The organism is Mesorhizobium sp. M7A.F.Ca.US.002.01.1.1 (assembly GCF_004022955.1).
Classification (GTDB): domain Bacteria; phylum Pseudomonadota; class Alphaproteobacteria; order Rhizobiales; family Rhizobiaceae; genus Mesorhizobium; species Mesorhizobium ciceri.
The window spans coordinates 1-18877 of the sequence record NZ_RZQE01000067.1; the positions used below are offsets into that span (position 1 = coordinate 1).

At 63.6% G+C, this 18877-nt stretch carries 15 protein-coding genes; 7 read left to right on the forward strand and 8 right to left on the reverse strand.

The features are described 5' to 3' along the window. The first annotated feature begins 13 nt into the window (after positions 1-13). Entirely contained in the window at positions 14-913 is a 900-nt protein-coding gene (locus tag EN932_RS09955) for an NAD(P)/FAD-dependent oxidoreductase (protein WP_127368765.1), read from the forward strand. Here the strand turns inward: EN932_RS09955 and EN932_RS09960 are convergent. After that, a complete protein-coding gene (locus EN932_RS09960; RefSeq protein ID WP_127368764.1) occupies positions 910-1686 on the reverse strand; it encodes a DeoR/GlpR family DNA-binding transcription regulator in 777 nt (258 codons plus the stop codon). The genes EN932_RS09955 and EN932_RS09960 overlap by 4 nt on opposite strands. Before the next feature lie 403 nt (positions 1687-2089). Between EN932_RS09960 and EN932_RS09965 the strand changes: the two genes are divergently transcribed. Together EN932_RS09965 and EN932_RS09970 are read left to right on the forward strand one after the other, a co-directional pair. Further along, complete coding sequence (locus EN932_RS09965) at positions 2090-2977, forward strand: phosphotransferase family protein (protein ID WP_127368763.1); 888 nt, start codon at positions 2090-2092, stop codon at positions 2975-2977. Beyond that, positions 2974-5427, forward strand: coding sequence for an FAD-dependent oxidoreductase (locus EN932_RS09970; RefSeq protein ID WP_024503363.1), 2454 nt, complete (start codon positions 2974-2976; stop codon positions 5425-5427). Before EN932_RS09965 ends, EN932_RS09970 begins: the two co-directional genes overlap by 4 nt. Before the next feature lies 1 nt (position 5428). On the opposite strand, the gene EN932_RS09975 is transcribed toward EN932_RS09970, so the two are convergent. After that, positions 5429-6061, reverse strand: coding sequence for a class I SAM-dependent methyltransferase (locus EN932_RS09975; protein WP_164753586.1), 633 nt, complete (start codon positions 6059-6061; stop codon positions 5429-5431). Positions 6062-6164: 103 nt separating this feature from the next. Between EN932_RS09975 and EN932_RS09980 the strand changes: the two genes are divergently transcribed. Continuing rightward, positions 6165-7067 (forward strand): phosphotransferase family protein, encoded by a 903-nt coding sequence (locus EN932_RS09980; RefSeq protein ID WP_027161837.1) that lies wholly within the window; start codon positions 6165-6167, stop codon positions 7065-7067. Between the two features lie 7 nt (positions 7068-7074). Here the strand turns inward: EN932_RS09980 and EN932_RS09985 are convergent, their stop codons facing one another. Both EN932_RS09985 and EN932_RS09990 read right to left on the reverse strand, forming a co-directional pair. Further along, positions 7075-7998 (reverse strand): DMT family transporter, encoded by a 924-nt coding sequence (locus EN932_RS09985; protein WP_013528034.1) that lies wholly within the window; start codon positions 7996-7998, stop codon positions 7075-7077. A 105-nt stretch (positions 7999-8103) separates the two neighbouring features. Continuing rightward, the gene (locus EN932_RS09990) at positions 8104-9384 is read right to left on the reverse strand and encodes an amidohydrolase family protein (RefSeq protein WP_127368372.1); all 1281 of its coding nucleotides are present in this window, start codon (positions 9382-9384) and stop codon (positions 8104-8106) included. A gap of 169 nt (positions 9385-9553) precedes the next feature. Here EN932_RS09990 and EN932_RS09995 point away from each other — a divergent pair, with 169 nt between their 5' ends. After that, on the forward strand, positions 9554-11308 hold the full coding sequence (locus EN932_RS09995) for an ABC transporter ATP-binding protein (protein ID WP_027161839.1): 1755 nt from the start codon (positions 9554-9556) through the stop codon (positions 11306-11308). A gap of 158 nt (positions 11309-11466) precedes the next feature. On the opposite strand, the gene ilvD is transcribed toward EN932_RS09995, so the two are convergent. Beyond that, positions 11467-13311, reverse strand: coding sequence for a dihydroxy-acid dehydratase (ilvD, locus tag EN932_RS10000; RefSeq protein WP_063171117.1), 1845 nt, complete (start codon positions 13309-13311; stop codon positions 11467-11469). Positions 13312-13564: 253 nt separating this feature from the next. Between ilvD and EN932_RS10005 the strand changes: the two genes are divergently transcribed. Further along, positions 13565-14035 (forward strand): VOC family protein, encoded by a 471-nt coding sequence (locus tag EN932_RS10005; protein ID WP_027163762.1) that lies wholly within the window; start codon positions 13565-13567, stop codon positions 14033-14035. Between the two features lie 75 nt (positions 14036-14110). Here the strand turns inward: EN932_RS10005 and EN932_RS10010 are convergent, their stop codons facing one another. The 3 genes from EN932_RS10010 to EN932_RS10020 form a co-directional block, all read right to left on the reverse strand. Continuing rightward, positions 14111-15703: a peptide chain release factor 3 gene (locus EN932_RS10010; RefSeq protein WP_063171116.1), complete on the reverse strand. Its 1593-nt coding sequence runs from the start codon at positions 15701-15703 to the stop codon at positions 14111-14113. A 100-nt stretch (positions 15704-15803) separates the two neighbouring features. Next, complete coding sequence (locus EN932_RS10015) at positions 15804-16733, reverse strand: haloalkane dehalogenase (protein WP_127368373.1); 930 nt, start codon at positions 16731-16733, stop codon at positions 15804-15806. Continuing rightward, positions 16730-17326: a TetR/AcrR family transcriptional regulator gene (locus tag EN932_RS10020; RefSeq protein WP_127368374.1), complete on the reverse strand. Its 597-nt coding sequence runs from the start codon at positions 17324-17326 to the stop codon at positions 16730-16732. Before EN932_RS10020 ends, EN932_RS10015 begins: the two co-directional genes overlap by 4 nt. A gap of 121 nt (positions 17327-17447) precedes the next feature. Between EN932_RS10020 and EN932_RS10025 the strand changes: the two genes are divergently transcribed. Next, positions 17448-18524 carry an FAD-binding oxidoreductase gene (locus EN932_RS10025; RefSeq protein ID WP_127368375.1) on the forward strand — a complete coding sequence of 359 codons (1077 nt, stop codon included), beginning with the start codon at positions 17448-17450 and terminating at the stop codon, positions 18522-18524. The last annotated feature ends 353 nt before the right edge of the window (positions 18525-18877 follow it).

Here is an 18877-nt window from a genome sequence, read left to right on the forward strand (position 1 = left end):
GGAGTCTCCAGCCATGCAGTATGATCTTGCCGTCGTCGGCGGCAGCTTTGCCGGCCTGTCCGCCGCCATCCAGGTGGCGCGGGCAGGACGCAAGGTGCTGGTGATCGACGCCGGCCGGCCGCGCAACCGTTTTGCCGAGCATTCGCACGGCTTCCTCGGACATGACGGGCGCGCGCCCGGCGCAATCCTGGATGACGCAAGGCGCCAACTACTGGCCTATCCGGCAGCCAGGGTTGTCGACGGGCGCGCCGACAAGGCCCTAGCCGCTGGCAGCAGCGATTTCGAAATCACCACCGAGGGTGGCGAGACATTCGGCGCGGCACGGCTGGTACTGGCCACTGGGGTGCGCGATATCCTGCCGGAGGTTGCCGGGCTTGCCGAGCTCTGGGGAAAGAGCGTGCTGCACTGCCCCTATTGCCACGGCTACGAAGTTTCCGGCGGGCCGCTCGGCGTGCTCGCAACCGGTCCGATGTCCATGCATCAGGCACAGCTGATCACCGATTGGGGCGATGTCACGCTGTTCGGCAATGGCCTGTTCGAACCTGACACAGAGCAGATGCGCGCGCTGGAGAGCCGAAAGGTGCGGTTTGAGCCCACCAACGTTGCCGAGCTAGAGGAAGACGGCTCCGGCGGATTGATCGTCCACCTCGACGACGGCAGAAAGGCCGGCGTCAGGGCGATGTTCACCGCTCCGCGCAATATCATGGCCAGCCCGCTGGCCGAACAGCTCGGCTGCGGCTTCACCGAAAGCCTCCTCGGCACGGTGATATCAGTCGACGACAGGCAGCAGACGACCGTGCCCGGCGTCTACGCCGCCGGCGACGCGGCACGTTCGATGCACAACATCGCCTTTGCAGTATCGGGTGGCACCTTTGCGGGCGTCTGCGCCCACCAATCGCTGGTCTTCGGCTAGAAGCCGGCTTCCGCGCCGGCGATGCTGAGCCGGGCGCCGGCCTGCGCAAGGGCGGCGGCCAGGTCGTGCGGCGGCGAGCGGTCGGTGGCGAGTTCGGAAAAGCTGTCGAAGCCGCAGACCTGGACCAGACCAAGACGGCCGAATTTCGAGTGATCGGTGATGACGAGGGACCGCTGGCCGCGCGACAGCACCATGCGGGCGAACTCGGCCTCATCCAGATCAAAATCCATGACGCCCATCACCGCGTCGACCCCCCCGGTGGAAATGATGGCGTGACTGACCGAGAAGCGACTGACAAAATCGATCGCCGAGGCGCCGAAAGCAGCGCCGGAATCGCTGCGCAGCTCGCCGCCGGCCATATAGACCTTGTTGCCGTTGACGGTGGCCAGCGTGCGGGCGATGTCCGAGGAATTGGTGACGACCGTCAGGCGCCGGTGGCCGAGCAGTTCACGCGCAAGGAACGAGGTCGTCGTTCCGGTGTCGAGCATGATGGATTCCCCGTCGCGGATGGTGGCGGCGACCATGCGGGCAATGACCCGCTTGACGTCGGCGTTCTCACGCATGCGCCGCTCGAACGGCGCTTCGCCGATCATTGACGGCAGGCCGATGGCGCCATGCATCTTGAGGACAGAGCCATCACCGGTCAGCGGCTTGACGTCGCGGCGCACCGTCTCGAGCGACACGCCCAGCCGGTCGGCCAGACTGGCGATGGTGACGGTGCCCTCTTCCTGCAGGAGCCGCAGGATCTCGCCGTGTCGTTTGGACTGGGCCATCTGGTTTCCCGAACTGATGCTCTTGACCGATTCTAAGGTAATTCAATTGCTTTTAAAGGAACTACCTTATGCTTTCAGGCAAAATACCCAAAAAAAGTCACAGCTTTTTATTGACAAGCGGGAAACCCTGGCGTGAAATCAAAGACATCAACAGGCTTCAGATCTGCGACTGGGGGCAGAGACGCAACTCAGTGGTCAGGCCGTTTGGAACGTGCCTGTACAAGGAATTTTCAGATCCGCGGGGGCGGATGCCGGGCTCAAAAACCTGGCCAAGGGGCTCGTCGGTGCGGTGCGGGATACCGATCCTGGCGTCCCGCACCGACGAGATTATTTACGTTTCTCCCCGCCGTCGTTGCGCTGTTCACGGCGCCTTGTCGAAGCCCAGCAAACCAGGGATGATTCCGTGACCGCCGAAGATCGCATCCGCGCCCTGCCCTGCTGGACAGGTGGCATCGAGATCGCACCGCTGCCCGGCGGTCTGAGCAACGCGAATTATGTGGTCACGGACGCGGCGGGACGACACGTCGTGCGCTTCGGCAAGGACTATCCGTTCCACCATGTCTTTCGCGAGCGCGAGGTGATGACGGCGCGGGCGGCGCATGCCGCCGGTTTCGCGCCGGCCGTCCGCCATGCCGAACCGGGCATCATGGTCACAGAGTTTCTCGGCGCCAAGACCTATCTCGCCGAGGACGTACGCGCCAATCTTGGCCGCGTCGCAGCCCTGATGCGCGCCTTTCACCGGGAGATGCCCACTCACGTCTCCGGCGCCGGTTTCATGTTCTGGGTGTTCCATGTCATTCGCGACTATGGGCGCACGCTTGAAGAAGGCGGCAGCCGCAAGCGCAGCGACCTGCCGCGCCTGCTGACGCTGGCCGACGAACTGGAGCGCGCGCAGAAACTGCTGCCGATCGTCTTTGGCCACAATGATCTGTTGCCGGCCAACATTCTCGACGACGGCAACAGGCTGTGGCTGATCGACTTCGAATATGCCGGCTTCAACACGGCGATGTTCGACCTCGCAGGCGCCGCCTCCAACGCCGGCATGAGCGACGAGGAATCCTTCGCCTTTCTGACCGCCTATTTCATGAAAGAACCGGACGAAGCGATCCGCCGTTCGCACGCGGCCATGCAATGCGCCTCGCTGCTGCGCGAGGCGATGTGGAGCATGGTGTCCGAGCTCTATCTCGACGCGCCCGGTATCGACTACGTCGCCTACACCGAGGAAAACCTCGCCCGGCTCGACACGGCGCTGGAAAACTACAGAACGAAGTACGGGATGCAGAAATCATGACATTGCCGACCCAGGCCGCCATCGTCGTCATCGGCGGTGGCATCATCGGCTGTTCGACGGCTTATCATCTGGCGCGCGACCACAAAGCCGATGTCGTTCTGCTCGAACAAGGCAAGCTGACCTCGGGCTCGACCTGGCATGCCGCCGGCCTTGTCGGCCAGTTGCGCTCGTCGGCTTCGATCACCCGCGTGCTGAAATACTCCGTCGACCTCTACAAGGGCCTCGAGGCCGAGACCGGCCTTGCCACCGGCTGGAAGATGACCGGCTGCCTCAGGCTCGCCACCAATGCCGACCGCTGGACCGAGTACAAAAGGCTGGCGACGACGGCGAAAAGCTTCGGCATGGACATGCAATTGCTGTCGCCGGCGGAAGTCAAGGCAATGTGGCCGCTCATGGAAACCGGCGATCTTGTCGGCGCCTCCTGGCTGCCGACCGATGGCCAGGCGAGCCCCTCCGACATCACGCAGTCGCTGGCCAAGGGCGCGCGCATGCATGGCGCCAAACTGTTCGAGGATGTCCGCGTCATCGGCTTCGAAATGAAGGACGGCCGCATCACGGCGGTGAAGACCAACAAGGGCGACATTGCTTGTGACAAGGTGGTCAACTGCGCCGGCCAGTGGGCGCGGCAGGTCGGCGCCATGGCCGGCATCAACGTGCCGCTGCAGCCGGTGAAGCACCAGTACATCATCACCGAGAAGATCGACGGACTGGCGACCGACGCGCCGACCATCCGCGACCCGGACCGGCGCACCTATTTCAAGGAAGAGGTCGGCGGGCTGGTGATGGGCGGCTATGAGCCGAACCCGCAGGCCTGGGCTACTGGTCTCCCCGGCGGCGACGTCCCCAATGATTGGGAATTCAGGCTGTTCGACGATGATTACGACCATTTCGAGCAGCACATGAGCCAAGCGATCGCGCGCGTGCCGGCACTGGAAACCGTCGGCGTCAAGCAGATGATCAACGGGCCGGAGAGTTTTACGCCGGACGGCAATTTCATTCTCGGCACAGCGCCCGAATGCGCCAACATGTTTGTCGGCGCCGGCTTCAACGCCTTCGGCATCGCCTCGGGCGGCGGCGCCGGCTGGGTGCTGGCGCAGTGGGTGGTCGATGGCGAAGCACCGCTCGACCTGTGGGTGGTCGACATCAGGCGCTTTGCTAATTTGCACCGTGACCGTCAGTGGGTCTGCGACCGCACGCTGGAGGCCTATGGCAAACACTATACGATCGGCTTTCCGCATGAGGAGTATGCCAGCGGGAGGCCGCGCATCGTCTCGCCGCTCTACGACAGGCTGAAACAGCAAAATGCCGTGTTCGGCTCGAAGCTCGGCTGGGAACGGCCTAACTGGTTCGCGCCCGAAGGCGTCGAGCCGCAGGACATCTATTCGATGGGCCGGCAGAACTGGTTTGTGGCGGTCGGCGACGAACACCGGCATGTGCGCGAAAAAGTCGGCATCTTCGATCAATCCTCCTTCGCCAAATACGAGCTGAGCGGGCCCGATGCGCTGAAGGCGCTGGACTGGGTCTGCGCCAACGACGTCAGCAAGCCGGTCGGCCGGCTGACCTACACGCAGCTTCTCAACACACGCGGTGGCATCGAGGCCGATCTGACGGTGGCGCGGCTGGCCGAAGAGAAGTTCTACATCGTCACCGGCACAGGCTTCCGCACGCATGATTCCTCGTGGATCGGCGATCATATCGGCGAAGGGCTCGATGCCAGGCTTGTCGATGTCACCGAGGATTTCGGCACGCTGTCGCTGATGGGTCCTCGGGCGCGCGACGTGCTTTCGGCCGTGACCGAAGCCGACGTCTCAAACGTGAGCTTCCCATTCGGCCATGTGCGTGAGATTGCCATCGCCGGCCACACAATTCGGGCGCTGCGCGTCACCTATGTCGGCGAGCTGGGCTGGGAACTGCACGTGCCGATCGCGGCCACCGGCGAAGTCTTCGACGCGCTGATGGCGGCAGGCAAAAAGCACGACATCCGCCCGATCGGCTATCGGGCACTGGAATCGCTGCGGCTGGAAAAGGGCTATCGTGCCTGGGGCTCCGACATCACGCCCAACGACACGCCGCAGGAAGCCGGGCTCGGCTGGGCGGTCAAGCTGCGCAAGAACACGGATTTCATCGGACGGCGCGCGCTGGAGAAGACCAGCGGCACGGCAATGAAGAAACGCTTTGCCGGCTTCACGGTCGACGACCCCGAGATCGTGCTGCTCGGCCGCGAAACCATCCTGCGCAATGGCGAGCCTGTCGGTTATCTCACCAGCGGCGGTTATGGCTATACGCTGGGCAAGACCATCGGCTACGGCTACGTGCGCAACGCCGACGGGGTCAGCGACGATTTTCTCGCCTCGGGCGACTACGAACTGGTGGTTGCGATGGAGAGGACGCCGGCCAAGATCCACCTCGAGCCGATGTACGACCCGGCAGGCGCGAGGGTCAAAGCGTAGGTCAGGTCACGCGCAGTGCGAGGCCGCGGCTGGGCACGGTGTCGGCTTCGCCGGGCATCGAGACATAAGGGCGCGTTTCCTCGACGCGGGTGACGAGGCCCTGCGCCTCGAGCTCAGCGACGCGCGTGGCGAAGCCCTGATCCCACAGCGAGTTCTTGACCGTCAGCACGATGATGCCGCCCGGCCGGCATATGCGGATCAGTTCGTCCAGCCCCTCGACGCCGACATGACCTGATGTGAAGACGCCGGCCGAGATCACTCCGGCATAGGCATCATCGGCAAAGGGCAGATGACCGCCCAGCGCCAGGCAATGGAGCGCGGAATAGACACCCTTGCGGGCCGCCTGATCCAGCATGCCTTGTGAAATATCGAGTGCCTCGACTTGCGGGTAACCGGCAATATCAAGCCATTCGCCGATGAGACCGGTGCCGGCCCCGGCATCGAGCAGCGGTGCTGAACCGCGCGGCAGATGGCGGGTCAGCAGCGCAAGGCAGATCGTCGGATGGCGATAGCCGGCGGCCGACATGTCGGCGTCGTAGGTCTGCGACCAACGATCATAAAGTGCGGCGACCTCTTCGGGCCGCTTTGCCGCGTAGGCCGCGCCAAGCGCGCCCTGATGTTTGCTGTCCGCCACTTTGATCCAGTCCGCCAATTTTTGATCTCGCAGTGATGATAGCCAAAGCGCGAAAATTGTGGAACCGTTGCCGCGACAAATAACAGTGTGTGGGGGCGCAGGCATGATTACAGACGAGGCGCGTGCGGCACTGGACGCCATTCCCATGCTGGCCGGCTACAGCGGGCCGCTGGAACGGCTGGGCGGCCTCACCAATCTCGTCTTCAAGGCCGGCGACTTCTGCCTGCGCATTCCTGGCAAGGGCACCGAGGAATACATCAACCGGGCCAACGAAGCGGTGGCCGCACGCGAAGCGGCAAAAGCAGGGGTCAGTCCCGAGGTGCTGCATGTCGATGCCGGCACCGGGTTGATGGTGACACGCTACATCGCCGGCGCCGAAACCATGTCGGAGGAGAAATTCAAGGTTCGGCCGGGCAGTCCAGCCCGCGCCGGCGAGGCCTTTCGCAAGCTGCACAATTCAGGCGCGGTGTTTCCCTTCCGCTTCGAGCTGTTTGCGATGATCGACGACTATCTCAAGGTGCTGTCCACCAAGGAGATCGCCTTGCCCGCCGGCTATCATGACGTGGTGCGCGACGCCGAGAGCGTGCGGTCGGCGCTGGCCGCCCATCCGCTGCCTCTCGTCGCCTGTCATTGCGATCCGCTGTGCGAAAACTTCCTCGACACCGGCGAGCGGATGTGGATCGTCGACTGGGAATATTCGGGCATGAACGACCCGCTCTGGGACCTTGGCGACCTCTCCGTGGAAGGTAAATTCGATCTGGCGCAAGACGAAGAGATGATGCGCGCCTATTTCGGCGGCGAGGCGAGGCCGGCGGAGCGCGGCCGCATCGTCATCTACAAGGCGATGTGCGACCTGTTGTGGACGCTGTGGGGGCTGATCCAGCTCGCCAACAACAACCCGGTCGATGATTTTCGCGCCTATGCCGACGGGCGGTTCGCGCGCTGCAAGGCGCTGATGGAGACGTCCGAGTTTTCACGGCATCTGGCGGCGATCCGCCGGGGGTGAGCCTGGACTAATTCACGCCCTTCGGCACGTTTTCGGGCGGCACCGTGGTCTCGACCACTTTCTGGCGGTGGAAGATGAACAGGCCGGCGAGAACGACAATGCCCGAGCCGATCAGGATGCGCGGACCGGGAACGTCGCCGAAGAACACCAGTCCGAACACCACCGCCCACAGCAGCAGCGTGTAATGCAGCGGCGCCAGCGTTGAGGCCGGCGCCAGCTTGAGCGCCCTGGTGATCATCAGATGGGCGCCGCAGGAGACGATGCCGAGCAGCAGCATGGCGCCGAGATCGAGCGCCGACGGCGTCTGCCAGGCGCCGATGCTCAGCACGCCGCCGACCAGCAGTGTGCCGATGGTCTGCCATGTCACCAGATTGGTGTCGCTGGTGCCACGCAGGCGGCGGTTGAGGATGATGGCGAAGGCGAAGGAGATACTGCCCACCAGCGCAAAGCCTGATGACAGCGAGAACGCCGCCGAGGACGGTTTCAGCATGATCAGCACACCGCAGAAGCCGAGCAGGATCGCCATCCAGCGGCGCCAGCCGACCTTTTCGCCAAGCAAGAGGTGCGAGAGTGCCGCGACGTAGATCGGCCCCGCCATGTAGAAACTCATCACATCGGCCAGCGGCAGATAGACCACGGCGGCATAGAAGAGCGCGGTGTCGAGCGTGGTCATCACCACCCGCAGCAGCTGCAGCTCCAGGCGTTCCATGCGAAACAGCTTGGCCGGGCCCTGGTTGGCGATCATCGGGCCGAGCACGAAGAAGGCGCCGATGGAGCGGATCAGCACCACCTGGCCGACGGAGAAGCTGGCGACCAGCCATTTGCCCATGGCGTCGTTCAGCGCAAACAGGAAATCGCCGGCCAGCATCAGCAGAATGCCGGCCAAAAGCACATTCCTGATCGTCGAATTCTGCGCCACGGGCTGCGTCATGCCGATCCCGATTCCTCCCTGGTAGCCGCGTCGTAGACGGAAGTGGCTGCCTTGACGAGGAGAATTCGGGCAATGGGTAAGACCAGCGCCGGGAATCGGCTGTATCTAGCTGGATATGTGCCGCCGGTTCACCATTCCCGGCCTTCCGCCGATGGACAGCCTGGTTTCCTGCTTCGTCCGCTCCGCCACCACCTTGCCCCTGGCGATGACGCACAGGCGCTCGGCGCGCAGCCGCAGGGCTTCGACCGGATTGCCGGCATCGAGGACGACCAGGCTGGCGCGCTTGCCGACCGCCAGGCCGAGATGATCGAGGCCCATGATCGCGGCATTGACGTTGGTGACCATGTCGAAGCAGCGCGCCATCTCTGCCGGGCTCGACATCTGAGCGACGTGCAGACCCATGAAGGCGACATCGAGCATGTCGGCGGTGCCCAGCGAATACCAGGGATCGAGCACGCAATCCTGGCCCCAACCGACGCGAATGCCGAGCGCCAGCATCTCCTTGACCCGGGTAAGGCCGCGGCGCTTCGGGAAGGTGTCGTGGCGGCCCTGCAGCATGATGTTGATCAGCGGATTGGGAATGACCGAGACGCCGGCCTCGGCGATCAGCGGCAGCAGCTTCGAGACGTAGTAATTGTCCATCGAATGCATCGAGGTGAGGTGCGAACCGGCGACCTTGCCCTGCAGACCAAGACGCTGCGTTTCATAGGCCAACTGCTCGATATGGCGCGACAGCGGATCATCGGTCTCGTCGCAATGCAGGTCGACCATCAGGCCGCGGCTGGCCGCGATCTCGCACAGCTCCGTTACCGAGCGCGTGCCGTCGGCCATGGTGCGCTCGAAATGCGGGATGCCGCCGACGATGTCGACGCCCATGTCGAGCGCGCGGATGGTGTTTTCACGCGCCGATGGAGAGCGATAAAACCCGTCCTGCGGGAAGGCGACCAATTGCAGATCGATGTAGGGAGCGACCGTCTTCTTGACCTCGAGCAGCGCCTCGACCGCCAGCAGGCGGTCATCGCAGACATCGACATGGGTGCGGATGGCGAGCAGGCCCATCGACACCGCCCAGTCGCAATAGGCCAGCGCGCGATCACGCACCGCCTCATGCGTCAAAAGCGGCTTCAACTCGCCCCACAGCGAAATGCCTTCGAGCAGCGTACCCGACGCGTTGATGCGCGGAATGCCGTAGGAGAGCGTCGCGTCCATGTGGAAATGCGGATCGACGAAGGGCGGCGAGACCAGATTGCCATGGGCGTCGACCTTCGTCCGCGCGGAACCCTGGAGAACGGGCTCGATCGCCGCGATCGTCTCACCGTTGATGCCGATGTCGGCAACCCTGCCATCAGGCAGTGTGCCGCCGCGAACGATAAGGTCGAAATCCATCCGTCGTCATCCCGTCAAAAGAATCATCTGATATAGCCGAGGCTGAAAATCGCATCCCGTCGATGCCGCTTGCAACAGCGATTTGTCCGCGGCGGCCGCGGATGGTTTCATCCGGCCGCAACTCCCTCTATAAGCCGCCTTCGTTGTCCCGGTTTCAAGGATCCGCCGTTTGTTTCGTTTCTTCCGCTCGACGGAAAACCAGCGCCTCGTCGCGAGGTTGATCCGGGAATCCTTTTATCAGCACAGGTTTGGCTACGGCGCCGCGATCTTGTCGATGCTTGTGGTGGCCGCCACGACCGGCGCCAGCGCCTGGATTCTCAAAGAGATCACCGACGAATTCGTAGTCTTCAAGCGGATTGACCGGGTCAACCTGATTGCGGGCGGGGTCGCCACGATCTTCATCCTCAAGGGCCTCGCCAACTTCATTCAGGCCTATTTCATGAGCCGTGTCGGCAACGCCATCATCGCCGACCGCCAGCGCAAGATCTACGACCGCATCCTGGCGCAAGGCATCGAATTCTACCATTCGACCTCGTCGTCCGACCTGATCACACGCATGACCAACAATGCGCAGGCGGCACGCAACGTGCTCGACCTCGTTGTCACGTCCTATGTGCGCGATCTGTTGTCGCTGGTCGTCCTGGTAGGAGTCATGGTCTGGCAGCAGCCAGCCTTGTCTATAATCTGCTTCGTCGTCGGCCCCTTGGCTATCTACGGGGTCAACCGCATCCTGAAACGTGTTCGCAAGTTCGCCGCGATGGAGTTTCGCTCGGTCGGCCAGATCGTGCAGGTGATGCAGGAAACGGCAATCGGCGTGCGCGTCGTCAAATCCTTCAACCTCGAAGGCGCGATGCGCAACCGCATGTACAAGGCCGTGTCGGACGTCGAGAACCGGGCCAATAACATCGCGACGCTGGAGGCTGCGACAAGCCCGGTGATGGAGACGCTGGCCGGGCTGGCAATTGCCGGGGCCATCTTCGTCAGCGGCTTCCTGGTCTTGCAGGGCGGCCAGATGCCGGGAAACATCATGGCCTTCATCGGGGCACTCCTGTTTGCCTATGAGCCGGCAAAGCGCCTTGCACGCGTGCGTATATCGCTGGAAAGCGGCATTGTCGGCGTGCGTATGATGTTCGAGCTCGCCGACCAGCCGCTCACTCTGGTCGAGAAGCCGGACGCGAAGCCGCTTCTGGCCGGACCGGGCGAGATCCGGTTCGACGCCGTCGACTTCGCTTATCAGAAAGGGCCGCCGGTGCTGGACAGGTTCGATCTGACGCTTGCGCCCGGCAAGATGACGGCGCTGGTCGGGCCTTCCGGCGGCGGCAAGTCGACGATTCTAAACCTGATCATGCGCATGTATGATCCGCAGAGCGGCAGGGTGCTGTTCGACGGTCAGGATATTTCCCATGCGACGCTCGCATCGCTGCGGGAAAAGATCGCCTATGTCAGCCAGGATACGTTCCTGTTTGCCGGCACCATCATGCACAACATCCGGCTTGGGCGCGAGGGTGCGACCGACGATGAGGTGATCGCCGCCGCCAAGGCGGCCAACGCGCATGACTTCATCAGCGCGCAGGCGAAAGGCTACGAGACGGATGTCGGCGAGAATGGCGGCCTACTGTCGGGCGGCCAGCGCCAACGGATCTCGATCGCACGCGCCATGCTGCGCAATGCGGAGATCCTGCTGCTGGACGAAGCGACCAGTGCGCTCGACGCCGAATCGGAAGCGCTGTTCCGCGACGCGCTGCAGCAATTGACGGAAGGCCGCACGACGATCGTCATCGCGCACCGTCTGTCGACCGTGCACCAGGCCGACACAATCGTGGTGCTCGAAGCCGGCAAGGTGGTGGAAAGCGGCCCGCACAAGACCTTGCTCAAGCAGGGCGGGCTTTACCAGAAGCTCTATGAGTATCAGTTGATGCCGTGATGGTGTTCCGGATATTGGAGCCAGCCCCCTCATCCGGCCCTTCGGGCCACCTTCTCCCCGAGGGGAGAAGAGATCGTCAGCGCCGGCGCCAGCCTCTTCTCCCCAGCGGGGAGAAGGTGGCCGCGTAGCGGCCGGATGAGGGGGCCTGGGCGCGAACCTTATTCCGGCACAAACCTCACCGCGCCCTTGGCCGCGCTGGTGGCCATGGCGGCATAGGCGCGCAAGGCGGTCGTCACCTTGCGCTTGCGCTTTTCCTCCGGCTTCCAGGCCATGGCGCCCTTGGCTTCCATCGCCGCCCGTCGCGCAACGAGTTCCGCCTCATCGACAGCCAGGCGGATGCTGCGGTTCGGGATGTCGATCTCGATCGTATCGCCCTCCTGCACCAGTCCGATCAAACCGCCTTCGGCAGCTTCCGGCGACGCATGGCCGATCGACAGGCCCGAGGTGCCGCCGGAGAAGCGGCCGTCAGTGACCAGAGCGCAGGCCTTGCCGAGGCCCTTCGACTTCAGATAGCTTGTCGGGTAGAGCATTTCCTGCATGCCGGGGCCGCCGCGCGGTCCTTCATAGCGGATGACGACGACATCGCCGGCCTTGATCTCATTGGACAGGATCGCCTTGACGCTGGAATCCTGGCTTTCGAACACGCGGGCCGGGCCGGTGAATTTCAGGATCGATTCATCGACGCCCGCCGTCTTCACGATGCAGCCGTCGAGCGCCAGATTGCCCTTCAGCACGGCAAGGCCGCCATCCTTGGAAAAGGGATGTTCGGTCGAGCGGATAACGCCTTTCTCGCGGTCGAGATCGAGCTCGTCCCAGCGGCGCTCCTGGCTGAAGGCGACCTGTGTCGGCACGCCGCCAGGGGCGGCGAGGAAGAAATCGCGCACGCTCTGGCTGGTCGTGCGGGAAATATCCCAATGGTCGAGCGCTTCGCCCAGGGTTGACGTATGCACCGTCGGCAGGTCGCGGTTGAGCAGGCCGGCATTGTCGAGCTGGCCGAGGATGGCCATGATGCCGCCGGCGCGGTGGACGTCTTCCATGTGGACGTCGGACTTGGCGGGCGCCACCTTGCACAGCACCGGCACCTTGCGCGACAGCGCGTCGATGTCGTCCTGATCGAAATCGATCTCGCCCTCATGCGCCGCAGCCAGGATATGCAACACGGTGTTGGTCGAACCGCCCATGGCGATGTCGAGCGTCATGGCGTTCTCGAAAGCGCCCTTCGAGGCGATGTTGCGCGGCAGTGCGGTTTCGTCGTCCTGCTCGTAATAGCGCTGGGCGAGATCGACGATCAGGTGGCCGGCCTCGACGAACAGACGCTTGCGGTCGGCATGCGTCGCCAATGTCGAGCCGTTGCCGGGCAGCGACAGGCCAAGCGCCTCGGTCAAACAATTCATCGAATTGGCGGTGAACATGCCCGAGCAGGAGCCGCAGGTCGGGCAGGCCGAGCGCTCGATGACCTTGACGTCCTCATCGGAGATCTTGTCGTCGGCGGCCGCGACCATGGCATCGACCAGGTCGAGCGCCTGCGTCTTGCCGGCGAGCACCACCTTGCCGGCTTCCATCGGACCGCCGGAGACGAAGACGGTCGGGATGTTGAGGCGCAACGAGGCCATCAGCATGCCGGGCGTGATCTTGTCGCAATTGGAGATGCAGACCATGGCGTCGGCGCAATGCGCGTTGACCATGTATTCGACGGAATCGGCGATCAGCTCGCGCGACGGGAGCGAATAGAGCATGCCGTCATGGCCCATGGCGATGCCGTCATCGACGGCGATGGTGTTGAATTCCTTGGCAACGCCGCCGGCCTTTTCGATCTCGCGCGCGACCAATTGGCCGAGATCCTTCAGATGAACATGGCCCGGCACGAACTGGGTGAAGGAGTTGACCACCGCAATGATCGGCTTGCCGAAATCCGAGTCCTTCATGCCGGTGGCGCGCCAGAGGCCGCGAGCGCCGGCCATGTTGCGGCCATGGGTGGTGGTGCGGGAACGATAGGCAGGCATGTTTTTTCCTTGGTGGCTGGCCGCAGCCCAGGGGTTGGCGCGGCGGAGCTGAATTCGGACCGCAGGCGTTATAGACGCGCAAGTATGGTCTGGCCACAATTTTGCAATGCGCCAGATTCTCTCAAAAAAATGCGTGGCACTGTCGGATGGCGCGCTGCATGTCCGTCCTTGGGCAGACGGCAAGGAGATGGCACCATGTTCGGAGTCAGCCGTTTCACAGGAACAGCGACCGAAACAGCACGAGGAGCACGACATGCAAAAGATCACCACCTGCCTGTGGTTCGATGGCCAGGCCGAAGAGGCCATGAATTTCTACGTCTCCATCTTCAAGAATTCGAAGGTGCTGAGCGTGATGCGCTGGCCCAAAGGCCACGCCGATGAAGGCAAAGTGCTGGTGACCACGTTTGAACTCGACGGCGTGCAGTTCCAGGCGCTCAATGGTGGACCGCAGTTCAAGCACAGCGAAGCGATGTCGCAGTCGATCGACTGCAAGACGCAGGAAGAGGTGGATTACTTCTGGGACAAGCTCATCGAAGGTGGCGGCCAACCATCGCAATGCAGTTGGCTGAAGGATAAATTCGGCGTCTCCTGGCAGGTTGTGCCGGAGCAGCTGCCGCGCCTGCTCCTGGATCCGGACCGGGCCAAGGCCGGCCGCGTAATGTCGGCGATGATGCAGATGAGCAAGATCGACATCGCCAAGATAGAGGAAGCTGCCAGAGGATAGTCGAGGGTCGCGCCGCCCCTCATCCGCCCTTCGGGCACCTTCTCCCCGTGAACGGGGAGAAGGAAAAAGCGCGACTTACGCCGCTCTGTCGCGGACCTGATAGTCCTTGATCGTGGCAAACTCGATCGCCTTCCAGCGCTCCGCTTCGTAGTTCAGCGAGAAGGCGTGCTGGGCGAGGAACACCGGGTCGTTGTCGAGGTCGCGGGCGATGTCGCCGCGATGCGCCTCGATGAAACGCAGGACCTCGGCCTTGTCGTCGGCCGAGATCCAGCGGCACACGGAAAAGCGCGACATCTCGAATTCGACCGGCAGGGTGTATTCGAAGTTCAGCCGTTCCTTCAGGACGTCGAGTTGCAGCGCGCCGACGACACCGACGATGGCCGGTGAGCCGTCCTCGGGCGAAAACAGCTGCACGACGCCCTCCTCTGCCATCTGGTGTAGCGCTTCCTTCAGCTTTTTGGCCTTCATCGCGTCGCCGAGGCGGACACGGCGCAGGATTTCCGGGGCAAAATTCGGAACGCCGCGGAACAGGATTTCCTCGCCCTCGGTCAGCGTATCGCCAATACGCAGCGTGCCGTGGTTGGGAATGCCGACGACGTCGCCGGCAAAGGCCTCGTCGGCGGTGACGCGTGTGCGGGCAAAGAAGAACTGCGGCGCCGACAGCGACATCGGTTTTCCCGTGCGTACCAGCTTGGCCTTCATGCCGCGCTCGAGCTTGCCCGAACAGACGCGGACGAAGGCTATGCGGTCGCGGTGGTTGGGATCCATGTTGGCCTGGATCTTGAAGACGAAGGACGTCATCTTCTCTTCGGTCGCCTCGACCTTGCGGGTGTCGGCCTCTTGAGCACGCGGCGGCGGTCCAAAAGCGCCGAGCGCCTCGATCAGGTCGCGCACGCCATAATTGCGCAGCGCCGAGCCGAAATAGACCGGCGTCAGGTGACCCTCGCGGAAGGCTTCTATATCAAGGGGTCTGCATGCTTCCCGCGCCAGCTCCAGCTCCTCGATGAAGGCCTCGCGCTCGTTCTCCGGCAAAAGGCCGGCGACGCGGTTGGAATCGGGACCGTTGACCGGCGTGCGCTCCTTCTCGTCGTCGCCCCTGCGCACGGCGTTCAGCGCCAGATGGTAGGTGCCGGAAAAATTCTTGCCCCGGCCGATCGGCCAGGTGATCGGCGCCGTATCCAGCGCCAGCTTCTGCTCGATCTCATCGAGGATCTCGAACGGATCGCGGCTTTCGCGATCCATCTTGTTGACGAAGGTGATGATCGGGATGTCGCGTAGCCGGCAGACTTCGAAAAGCTTCAGCGTGCGCGGCTCGATGCCCTTGGCGGCATCGATGACCATGACGGCCGAGTCGACCGCCGATAGCGTGCGATAGGTGTCGTCTGCGAAATCCTCGTGGCCGGGCGTGTCGAGCAGGTTGAAGACATTGTCCTCATACTCGAAGGTCATCACCGAAGTGACGACCGAAATGCCGCGCTCACGCTCGATCTTCATCCAGTCCGACCGCGTCTGGATCTTGTCCTTCTTGGCCTTGACCTCGCCGGCAAGCTGGATGGCGCCGCCGAACAGCAGCAGCTTTTCGGTGAGCGTGGTCTTGCCGGCGTCCGGGTGCGCGATGATCGCGAAGGTGCGGCGGCGCGCCACTTCTTCTTCTATTGCTTCGGGCATTCTCTGGGATTTCCGTGTGACAGGCCGGGCTTCTAGCAGCGCAGTCCGGGCCTGTCGACCGGTCCGGCGGCAGGGAAGCCGCCGGAAGCCATGGCTTGCTTCAGGCCAATTCGGCCGTGCGGCTCGCCTGAACGACCTCGGGGAGCCAGCCGGCAATGGTGCCGCCTATCGCGTCGGCATGGTCTTCTTGCAGATAGTGCGCACCGGGTCCGAGATTGATGAACCGGCAGTTCTTCAGCCCGGCGGCGAATTCGCGTGCGGCCTGCGGCGCAATCAGCGCGCCGGGATCGCCCGCAAACAGCAGTTTCGGATAGGTGGAGAGCCGAAGTGCGCGATGATCATGTTCGCTGATGGCGGCAACGTCGGCGGGCTGGCCCTCGATCGGCAATTCCCGAGGCAGGCGCAACACCGGCTTTCGCGATTGCGGTGTCGGGAACGGCGCCCGGTAGACGGCCATCTCCTCATCGCTCAGTGTACGCAGCACCGAGGCCGGCAACACTTTTTCGACGAAGACATTGTCTTCCAGGACCAGCTTCTCGCCGACACCCGGCGTGCGCAGCGCCTTGAACATTTCGCGGGCTTGCGGGCGCTGATGAAAATCCTCCCAGCGCTCGAAGGGTCGGATGAATTCCATGAAGGCAAGGCCGAGCACGCGTTGCGGTCGCCGCGCCGCGAGATGGAAAGCCAGGGCCGTGCCCCAGTCCTGCGCGACCAACACCACTTCCTGGATGTCGAGCACGTCCAGGAAGGCGTCGAGATAGCGGACGTGATCGAAGAAGCGATAATCGATATCGGGCTTGCCGGATTGGCCGTAGCCGATCAGGTCGGGCGCGATGCAGCGACCGAGCGGCGCGACATGCGGGATGATGTTGCGCCAGATGTGGGATGAGGTCGGATTGCCATGCAGGAACAGAACGGTGGGGCCGGACGCTCCCGTCTCGACATAGGACATGGTCGAATCGAGCACGGCGATCTGCGAGCGTCTCGGTGCAGCGACGCCAGCTTGAGAAATGTTGGCTTTCGAACTCATGGGGTCGGCTCCTTTGCAAAAACTGTGCTGAAGATGATTTTCTTGAACCGCTCGAGCGGCGCGGGGCTACGTTCAACCTTCATGCGCAGCATGGCGCCCTGCCAAGACGACAGCAGGAAGTCGGCAAGGTCCTCGGCCTCGAAGGTCTTGGAGATGTCGCCGGCTGCCTGGCCTTCGGCGATGCAGGCGGCGAAGGGCTGGCGCCAGCGTTCGAAGATGTCGACGAGTTGCAGGCGCAGCGGCTCGCTGTGGACCGCGGTCTCGAGGCTGAGATTGCCTATCATGCAGCCGCGTGCCCAATCATGCGCCTCAAGCTTCGAGGTGATGACATCGACGTAGCGCCTCAGCCGGCCGATGGGCGGCGTGCCGTCCTGCGCCAAGGCTTTCTCGACCAACGTGCCGACATAGGCGAAATAGCGGTCCAGCACCTCCCCGGCAAACTCCTCCTTGGAGGCAAAATGGTTGGTGAACGAGCCGGGCCGGGCGTCGGCGGCGGCAACGATGTCGCGCACACCGGCGGCGGTATAGCCGGAATTCCAGATGGTCCGGAACCCGGCGTCAAGGAGGTTTTCGCGGAGTGATTGTCTGGCCATACCGATATAATACGTACGTACGTATTGATGTCAAGCCGAATAATTTGCGTTGCCGATGTTGGCAAGCGGGGGTGGCACTGGAAGAGTGTCCCTCAGGGGGTGGCGAGTTTGAGGAGCGAACATGGCTGCCGTGAAACAAGTGATCGTCATCGGCGCCGGCATCATCGGTGCTTCCATGGCCTGGCACCTGACCAGGGCAGGCGCACAGGTGACGGTTATCGCCGCCGACAGCGCCGCCGGTGGGGTCGCCACGCCGAACTCCTTTGCCTGGATCAATGCCACCTGGGGCAATCCGGAGCCCTATTTCCGGCTGCGCACCCGCGCCATGGCCGAATGGTCGCGGCTGGCGCGGGACGTGCCCGGCCTGCCGCTCAACTGGTGCGGCGGCCTGTGCTGGGATCTATCGGCGGCCGACATGGAAGCCTATACCGCGCAGCATTCGGCCTGGGGCTACGGCATCGAGCGCGTCGACCGCGCCGGCGCGGCCCGTATAGAGCCTAATCTCACCGAACTCCCGGACGTCGCTTTGCATGTCGCCGAAGAGGGCGTTGCCGAGCCGGTCGCGGCAACGAAGGCGCTGCTGGCCGATGCCGAACGACGCGGCGCGCGGATCATCTCCAGCACGGTGACGGCGCTTGTCCAGACAGGCGGCAGGATTTCGGGCGTCGACACATCGCATGGGCTGCTTGCCACCGACGAGGTGTTGATCGCGGCCGGCGTCGGCTCGGCGGGCATTGCCGCCACCGCCGGCATAAATCTGCCGCTCGAGACGCCACCTGGCCTGATCGTCCACTCGCGGCCCTACGAGAAACTGCTGAACGGACTGGTGCTGGCCGAGCGGCTGCATATGCGCCAGACCGCCGAGGGCCGTATCATCGCCGGTTCCGATTTCGGCGGCGCCGACCCCGGCATGGATGCGCAAGCCACCGCCAGCGAACTGTTCGCGGTCCTGAAAGCCAGCCTGCGCGGCGGAGACGGGCTGGCGCTCGATTTCCACACGGTCGGTTACCGGCCGACGCCGATCGACGGTTTTCCGATCATCGGCCGCGCCGAGGGCATGGACGGCGTCTATGTCAGCGTCATGCATTCCGGCATCACGCTGGCGCCGGCCGTCGGCCTGTTTGCCGCTCGCGAAATCCTTGATGGCGAGCGCGATCCGCTGCTCGCGCCTTACGGGTTGGGACGGTTTGCTCAATAACCCGGACGGACGGCAGCGTCGGCCGATGTCTGTATAGGTTAACGCCCTACGGCGCCCCCCTCTGTCCTGCCGGACATCTCCCCCTCGAGTGGGGAGATTGGCAGTTTCGGCGCCTCGCTCAGTCCCGCAAGGTCGGCGATTGGCGAAAGCCGTCGCGACATCCAATCTCCCCCCTTGAGGGGGAGATGTCCGGCAGGACAGAGGGGGGCGCTGGCCCGCGGCGTTGCCGCAATTTGCAACTACCCGGCCAACGCCAGCTTCGCCACGGCCGGAGCAAAAGGCCGAATGTTGATCCCGTCCCTGGTCATGGTGACGAAGCTCGATGGCGGGATCGCCTAGGCGCGATCCGGAAG